This is a genomic window from Pseudomonas sp. F8002, assembly GCF_013385495.1.
Lineage (GTDB): Bacteria > Pseudomonadota > Gammaproteobacteria > Pseudomonadales > Pseudomonadaceae > Aquipseudomonas.
This window is the reverse complement of record NZ_JACAPW010000016.1, coordinates 70,429-77,125: the sequence shown is the minus strand read 5'-3', so window position 1 is coordinate 77,125 and position 6,697 is coordinate 70,429. Positions and strand designations below refer to the sequence as shown.

General features: G+C 61.8%; 8 protein-coding genes. 5 read left to right on the top strand and 3 right to left on the bottom strand.

The features are described 5' to 3' along the window. Positions 1-314 precede the first annotated feature (314 nt). The 5 genes from HX811_RS14555 to HX811_RS14535 all read left to right on the top strand — a co-directional run bounded on the left by HX811_RS14555 (position 315) and on the right by HX811_RS14535 (position 3,826). Positions 315-1,463 (top strand): amine dehydrogenase large subunit, encoded by a 1,149-nt coding sequence (locus HX811_RS14555; RefSeq protein WP_177046343.1) that lies wholly within the window; start codon positions 315-317, stop codon positions 1,461-1,463. Positions 1,464-1,475: 12 nt separating this feature from the next. Next, positions 1,476-2,015 carry a MauE/DoxX family redox-associated membrane protein gene (locus tag HX811_RS14550; protein ID WP_003208874.1) on the top strand — a complete coding sequence of 180 codons (540 nt, stop codon included), beginning with the start codon at positions 1,476-1,478 and terminating at the stop codon, positions 2,013-2,015. Between the two features lie 3 nt (positions 2,016-2,018). Then, complete coding sequence (gene mauD, locus HX811_RS14545) at positions 2,019-2,639, top strand: methylamine dehydrogenase accessory protein MauD (RefSeq protein ID WP_003208875.1); 621 nt, start codon at positions 2,019-2,021, stop codon at positions 2,637-2,639. 19 nt (positions 2,640-2,658) lie between these two features. After that, complete coding sequence (locus HX811_RS14540; protein ID WP_003208877.1) at positions 2,659-3,180, top strand: methylamine dehydrogenase light chain; 522 nt, start codon at positions 2,659-2,661, stop codon at positions 3,178-3,180. 124 nt (positions 3,181-3,304) lie between these two features. Then, positions 3,305-3,826 carry a cytochrome C gene (locus tag HX811_RS14535; RefSeq protein ID WP_102606077.1) on the top strand — a complete coding sequence of 174 codons (522 nt, stop codon included), beginning with the start codon at positions 3,305-3,307 and terminating at the stop codon, positions 3,824-3,826. 130 nt (positions 3,827-3,956) lie between these two features. Here HX811_RS14535 and feaR read toward each other — a convergent pair whose 3' ends face one another. The 3 genes from feaR to paaY form a co-directional block, all read right to left on the bottom strand. Further along, positions 3,957-4,871 carry a transcriptional regulator FeaR gene (feaR, locus tag HX811_RS14530; RefSeq protein ID WP_003208881.1) on the bottom strand — a complete coding sequence of 305 codons (915 nt, stop codon included), beginning with the start codon at positions 4,869-4,871 and terminating at the stop codon, positions 3,957-3,959. A gap of 76 nt (positions 4,872-4,947) precedes the next feature. Continuing rightward, positions 4,948-5,871, bottom strand: a complete 924-nt coding sequence (gene paaX / locus HX811_RS14525; RefSeq protein WP_063029029.1) for a phenylacetic acid degradation operon negative regulatory protein PaaX — start codon at positions 5,869-5,871, stop codon at positions 4,948-4,950. A 61-nt stretch (positions 5,872-5,932) separates the two neighbouring features. Then, positions 5,933-6,523 (bottom strand): phenylacetic acid degradation protein PaaY, encoded by a 591-nt coding sequence (gene paaY, locus HX811_RS14520; RefSeq protein ID WP_177046341.1) that lies wholly within the window; start codon positions 6,521-6,523, stop codon positions 5,933-5,935. Between the last annotated feature and the right edge of the window lie 174 nt (positions 6,524-6,697).

The window sequence follows — 6,697 nt, the reverse complement described above, 5'->3', positions numbered from 1 at the left end:
CCCATCGCGGCGGCCCACGGTCCAAAGCCGGAGTGAGGGCACACCGAGCCTGGGCGAGGTGCCGAGTGGTGGGGCAAGAGCCTTTTGGTTACTTTTGGGCTCCTTTCAAAAGTGACCCGCTGTAAGAGCGGAACCAATACCAGCCATAACAAAAATAACGGATATACACCCTACCCCAAACCATTGGCACAGACACACAACCACTTGGCAGCCACAACAATTCTTGCAATCCCCCCACAAGGCAGAATCCACTTGCAAGAATCTGCCAAAGCACCCGCGATTAGCAAAACACAATAATTCAGGGAGTGCCCTTAATGCGAAGCAACAGGATCAACGTACAGTCAGCGCTGGGTCTGGGCCTGCTTGTACTCGGCTTGAACAGCGCCCAGGCGGATTTACCGCCAGACACCATCGGCCAGACCACCCTGGCCTTTCCACCGGAAGCCCACCGCGCATTCGTGGTAGACGTCGAATTCGAAAGCTTCGTGGTCGGCCGCGTCACCGTGGTAGATCCCGACAAGAAGCGCGTCCTCGGCATGGTCCCCACCGGCTTCGCCGCGCCCTCGGCCCTGAGCCACGACCAGAAGACCCTGTACAGCGCCGACATTTACTATTCCCGCGGCACCCGGGGCGATCGCACCGATGTGCTCACCGCCTGGGACAGCTCCAGCCTGTCGCCCGCCTGGGAAGTGCTGATCCCGAACAAACGCGCCGAATCCCTGACCCAGCGCTATGGCCTGAAGACCAGCAGCGATGACCGCTTCGTCTACGTCTACAACTTCACACCCTCCACCTCGGTGACCGTGGTCGACACACAGTCCCGCTCCGTCACCGCCGAAATCGCGATCCCGGGCTGCGTACTCAATTACCCGGTCGGCACTCGCCGCTTCGCCTCCCTGTGCGGTGACGGCAGCCTGCAAGTGGTGACGCTGAACGAGCAGGGCCAGGAAACCTCGCGCAACCGCACGCACTTCTTCGACCCCAACGCCGAGAAGCTCAACGAACGCGCGGTGAACGTGGGCGACACCTACTACTTCACCACCACCACCGGCACCATCCGCCCGGTAGATTTCTCCGGCGATGAGCCGAAAATCCTGTCGTCCTGGTCACTCACCACCGACGCGGAAAAGAAAACCGGCTGGGCCCCGGGTGGCTGGCAGTTGATGGCCGTGGCACCGAAACTCAACCGCATGTACGTGCTGATGCACGACAACCACGAGCCGATGAAGTGGGAAGACCCGAGCACCATCATCTGGGCCTATGACCTCAAGACCATGAAGAAGATAGCCACCCTGGAAGCCCCGACCCCGGTCTGGAGCATGCAGGCCACCGGCGACGACAAGCCCCTGTTGCTGGGCGCCGACGTCGAAGGCGGCTTGCAGATCTTCGACCTCAAGACCAACAAACTCACCGGTAGCATGGCCAAGGTAGCGAAGACCGCAACCCAGATCATGAGCTACTAAAGAGGTTCGGCCATGCATATCGACCCGATCTTCATCATTGCCAGCGCCCTCGCCATCGCGGTGTTGCTGGCCAGTGCCGCGACCCACAAGTTGCGCGCACCGGCACGCTTCGCCCGGCAACTGGCCGATTACCAGTTGCTGCCAGAGGCAGTGACTCGCCCCGCCGCCCGGGTAATCCCGGTGCTGGAACTGGTGATTGCCTTTGCCCTGCTGGTGCCGGCCAGCCGTTCCTGGGCCGCCCTCGGCGCCGCCGGCCTGATTGCACTGTACGCCGCCGCCATTGGCATCAACCTGTGGCGCGGCCGCCGGGACATCGACTGCGGCTGCGCAGGCCCCGACCAGGCGCAGCCGTTGCGGCCGATCCTGCTATTGCGCAACGGCGCACTGGTGGCCGTGGCCCTGCTGGCCAGCGTGCTGCCGATTGCCCGTGACCTGGGTTTTTTCGACGGCTTCGTCACCGTCGCCGCCAGCGCCGTCGCGCTGCTGATTTACGCCGCAGCCGATGGCCTGCTGGCGAACTCCCCTCTTCTGCTCAAACTGATTGGTAGGTGATCAATGGAAGGCCTTATTGTTTCCAACGTACTGCTGTGGGTACTGCTGCTGGCGCTGGCGTTTGCCGTCATGGGCCTGGTGCGCCAGATTGGTGTGCTGCACGGGCGCATCGCCCCGGCCGGCGCACTGATGGTCGACAAGGGCGTGGCGGTGAATGAGCCGGCCCCGCAAGTCACCGCTTCCGACCGTAAAGGCCGCCCGGTGAACTTCGGCTATGCCGGTGAGAAGAACCAGTTGCTGTTCTTCCTCTCGCCCACCTGCCCGATCTGCAAATCCCTGTTGCCGGCGATCAAGTCCATCGCCAGGGAACAGGCTGACCGACTCGATGTGGTGTTTATCAGCGACGGCGACATGGAAGCCCAGCACGCGCTGATCACCGAACACAAGCTGGACGACGTCACCTACGTGGTCGGCCCGGAAGTCGGCATGACCTACCAGATCGGCAAGCTGCCGTATGCCGCGCTGATCGACAAGAGCGGCACCTTGCGCGCCAAGGGCCTGGTCAATTCCCGCGAGCACCTGGACAGCCTGTTCGAAGTCGAACACCTGAAAAGCGCGACGCTGCAGGAATACCTCAACAGCCAGCCGCAGCCCCACGACCACAGCCACGGCCATAGCCACTGATTAAGGCAGGGAGACTCTCATGAAATTGCTGGATCTGTTATTCGAGCGCTCGACCCGTCGCCTGGCCGACACCACGTCGCGACGCAAACTGTTAGCCCGTATGGGTTCGCTGATGGTCGCAGGCGCCGCGTTGCCCCTGCTGCTGCCCCTGGACCGCACCAGCAAGGCGCTGGCTGCCGATAACCCGAAAGCCGGTGACCCGGGCGACCCGAACAGTTGCGACTACTGGCGCTACTGCTCCATCGACGGTTTCCTGTGCAGTTGCTGTGGCGGTTCGGTGACCTCCTGCCCACCGGGCACCGAGGCGTCCCAGGTGACCTGGATCGGCACCTGCCGCAACCCGGCGGATGGCAAGGACTACATCATTTCCTATAACGACTGCTGCGGTAAGCAAAGCTGCGCCCAGTGCGCGTGCACGCGTAACGACAGTGAGGAACCGGCGTACCGGCCGTTCAACAACAACGATGTGAACTGGTGCCTGGCGGCCAAATCCCACATCTACCACTGCACGGTCTCGATCATTCGCGGCGTCGCGGTTTAACTCACCCTTGTGGCGAGGGAGCTTGCTCCCGTTGGAGTGCGAAGCGCTCCCAGAGATCTTGGGGCCGCAGCACAGCCCAACGGGAGCAAGCGCCCTCGCCACAGGTCAGTGCAAGAGGCTTGTCATGCGTACGTTGTTTTTGCTGAGCTTGATGTGTGTCTTCGCCACCCCGCTCGCCCAGGCTCGGGCCATTCCCAATCCAAACCAGAAGCACGCACCGGGCAATGAGTCGCCGCAAACGCCGATCGCCCAGGCCGGGTACAGCGTGGCGACAAACTATCAGCTGCAGTGTGCCGGCTGCCATCTGGGCAGCGGCATGGGCTCGGCGGCCAACGACACACCTAGGATGACCGGGTTCGTCGGCAACTTTCTGAAGGTGCCAGGCGGGCGGGAGTTTTTGGTACGGGTGCCGGGGATGTCGCAGTCGGCGCTGAACGATGGGCAACTGGCGGATTTGCTGAACTGGCTGATGCGCCCGGACGGGATGGCGGGCAAGAGTACGCCGGTGGATTACAAGCCCTATAGCGCTGCGGAAGTGACTGAGTTACGGCAGAAGGCGATGCTCAATCTGCCGGGCACAAGGGCGGGGTTGATCAAGGAAATGCGGGCGCAAGGGATTGCGATTGAAGATGGAATGCCCAACTGAACGAAACGCGATCCAAATGTGGGAGCGGGCTTGCTCGCGAATGCGGTGTGTCAGTCACCCAATGCATCAACTGAACCACCGCATTCGCGAGCAAGCCCGCTCCCACATTTTTGATCGGCGTATCCCCTGATCAGGCGTGTTGTTTGCGGTACTCACCCGGCGCAATGCCGAACCGTGACTTGAACGCCGTCGAAAAATAACTCGAATCCGAAAACCCCCACGAGTACCCCAGCACCGAAAGCTTTTCCTCCACCCTGGATTGGCGCAGGGATTCAGCACACAAATCCAGCCGTCGGTTCTTGATGTACCGCGCCACCACCAGGCCCTTGCGGGCAAAGATCCGGTACAGCCCGCGCACCGACATCCCCACCTCCCGCGCCAGCCACTCGGGGCACAGCTCTTCGGAGCGAATGTGCTGGTCAATGCACTCCAGCGTCTTGCGGAACACTCGCTCATGGGCGTCGCTGCCCTCGCCCGCCTGGCTGATCGCCGGGCGCAGCAGGTTGATGATCGCCTCCAGCGTCGCCTCGCTTTCCTGCAAGGTCAGGTTGTCTTGCCGGGTAGCCTCCAGAATCAGCTGCCGGGACAGCATCGCCATCGGCGACGTCGCCTCGATCCGGTGCCCGCATTTGACCGGGTTGAAACGCAAGGTCTGCTCCACCAGGTACGACGGCAGGATCAACGACAACTGCCGCGAATTCTCGCTGTAGGTGAAGTCGCTGGGGTGCGCCGCATCGATCAGGGTAATGTCGCCGGCGCGCAACAGCGCCTTGCTGTCACCCTGGGCCATGCCGGCCGTGCCGTCGAGCTGGAACACGGCAAAGTACTTGCCGCCCTCGCCCGCCGCGATTTGGCTGGGGGTACGAAACAGCCGCGCCTGGCAGGCGTCGACAAAGCTGAGTTTCAGCGCGCCGCTCTGGTACTCGCGGATCTGCCCGGAAAAACCATCCCCCAGGATCTGCCCATCGAATGCGCCACAGATCTGATTGATCTGATGGATCCATTGGTCGAACCCATCACAGCGCTGTGCAATTGAAGACATCATGTTCAGGCCTCACGCAGGCTTATTTTTATTCTCTACGCCACATCACTCCACCCGTTCTCCTGAACAGCGTCGCTCCTTACTTCAGGCCTCCGAACCGCCGGTAAAAGCTTTCGCCAACGTCCGGCAACGGGCCGTCGGCAGTTTCCAGCGCGCTGTTCAGCCATTCCTCGGCCTTGGCGTAGATCAACCGGTAAATATTGCGGCACAACTGGCGGGCGGCTCGGCCTTCCCAATCGCCGGGGAGCAATTCATCGGGCAATTGCGGGTCGCGCAGCAGCAGTTTGCGGTACTCATGGATAAGCAGGACCCGTGCCAGGAAACAATCCGAAGGCTGTAGCTGTTCCTGCTCGCGAAGCGCTTGCCAGAGCGGTCGGAACAGTTGGATGAACTCGCTGTAATGGGCCGCCAGCTCCTCGATGTTCCAGCTCTCGCGCACCTGCACCCGCAGGGCCTTGGAGGCCAGTACATCCTGGGCGGTGGTTTCGAAGACGATGGTGTCTTCCTGGGCGCCGAGGTCGAGCAAGGTGGCGTTGACGTCGGCGCGGTCGCTGCGTGGGCAGGCCAGCACGGTCGGGGCAATCGCACCAAAACCTTGCCACTCCAGCTCTTCACGCACTTGTTTGCGCTTGTCCTGGGTCAACTGCGTGAGCATCACCAGGCACCACGAGCCATCCCATGCCGGCACGCTGGAGCTGTAGACCCGCTTGAAGGCCTTGTCGAAACGCCGACGCCCGGCACCGGTCAGGCTGTAGTAGCTGCGGCGCCCGACTTTTTCGGCGGTCAGCCAGCCTTCCTTGGTCAGGCGGAAGATCGAGGTGCGGATCAGCCGTTCATTGATGCCGATGGGTTCGAGCAACTGGATCAGGCTGCCCAGCCACACCGTCCCGCCGTGGGGTTCGATGGCGTCCCCGTACAAGGTGATGATCAAGGAACTGGCGCGAATCGGCGTCTGCTCCTGGAAGCGGGTAATCAGTTGGTTCAGGGGTGTCAGTGACGACATGGGCGTACCGAGGCAAAAAGAGAAAATATACCGTTTTTAGCGGCGTCGGGATGCAGGCGATTCATCTGCCCTTGGGCCGCAGGCCGCTGTCGCTGATGCGTGGGCGATCAGCTTCCGGTGCGCTCAGGGGTGCGCATTCCTGCATCTGCTCCAGGCAACGCTGAGCCAGGCGCTGGTATTCACGGGTGCCGGTATGTTTCCAGTGCACCTCTTCATCACTGAGGCTGCGCTTGACGCTGGCCGGCGCGCCCATCACCAGCGACTGCTCAGGGCACTCGAAACCGGCCTTGACGAACGCCGCCGCCGAGACGAATGAGCGAGCGCCGATACGGGCGTTGTCCATCACCACCGCATTCATGCCCACCAGCGCATCGGTGCCGATCCGGCAACCGTGCAGCACGGCGCCGTGGCCGATATGGCCGTTGCGCTCGACCACCGTATCGCTGTCCGGGAAGCCGTGCATCACACAGGTGTCCTGCAGGTTGGCGCCTTCTTCGAGGACGATGCGCCCGAAGTCGCCGCGCAAACTCGCCAGCGGCCCTACATAGCAATGGGGGCCGATGATCACGTCGCCGATCAGTACCGCCGAGGGATGGACGTAGGCCGTGGGGTCGACCACCGGGGTCAGGCCGTCGAGGCTGTAGCAAGTCATGGGGATTCCTTTTATGGCGTATTCGCAAAGCGATGCCGATCTTGGCTTATTTTGTATCACATCATTTTTACAAGCACAAAGCTGAAAAAGCGTATCGCTTGAATCAGGTGTCGCCGTGGCTTGATACGGTGCCGCTGATAATCGACGTAAAGCCAATAAAATAGGGGATTTATC

Bases quoted from the DNA above. Each gene is read 5' to 3' on its own strand.
- HX811_RS14550 (WP_003208874.1), top strand. From the start codon at position 1,476: ATGCATATCGACCCGATCTTCATCATTGCCAGCGCCCTCGCCATCGCG.
- mauD (WP_003208875.1), top strand. From the start codon at position 2,019: ATGGAAGGCCTTATTGTTTCCAACGTACTGCTGTGGGTACTGCTGCTG.
- HX811_RS14535 (WP_102606077.1), top strand. From the start codon at position 3,305: ATGCGTACGTTGTTTTTGCTGAGCTTGATGTGTGTCTTCGCCACCCCG.
- HX811_RS14540 (WP_003208877.1), top strand. From the start codon at position 2,659: ATGAAATTGCTGGATCTGTTATTCGAGCGCTCGACCCGTCGCCTGGCC.
- paaX (WP_063029029.1), bottom strand. From the start codon at position 5,871: ATGTCGTCACTGACACCCCTGAACCAACTGATTACCCGCTTCCAGGAG.
- paaY (WP_177046341.1), bottom strand. From the start codon at position 6,523: ATGACTTGCTACAGCCTCGACGGCCTGACCCCGGTGGTCGACCCCACG.
- HX811_RS14555 (WP_177046343.1), top strand. From the start codon at position 315: ATGCGAAGCAACAGGATCAACGTACAGTCAGCGCTGGGTCTGGGCCTG.
- feaR (WP_003208881.1), bottom strand. From the start codon at position 4,871: ATGATGTCTTCAATTGCACAGCGCTGTGATGGGTTCGACCAATGGATC.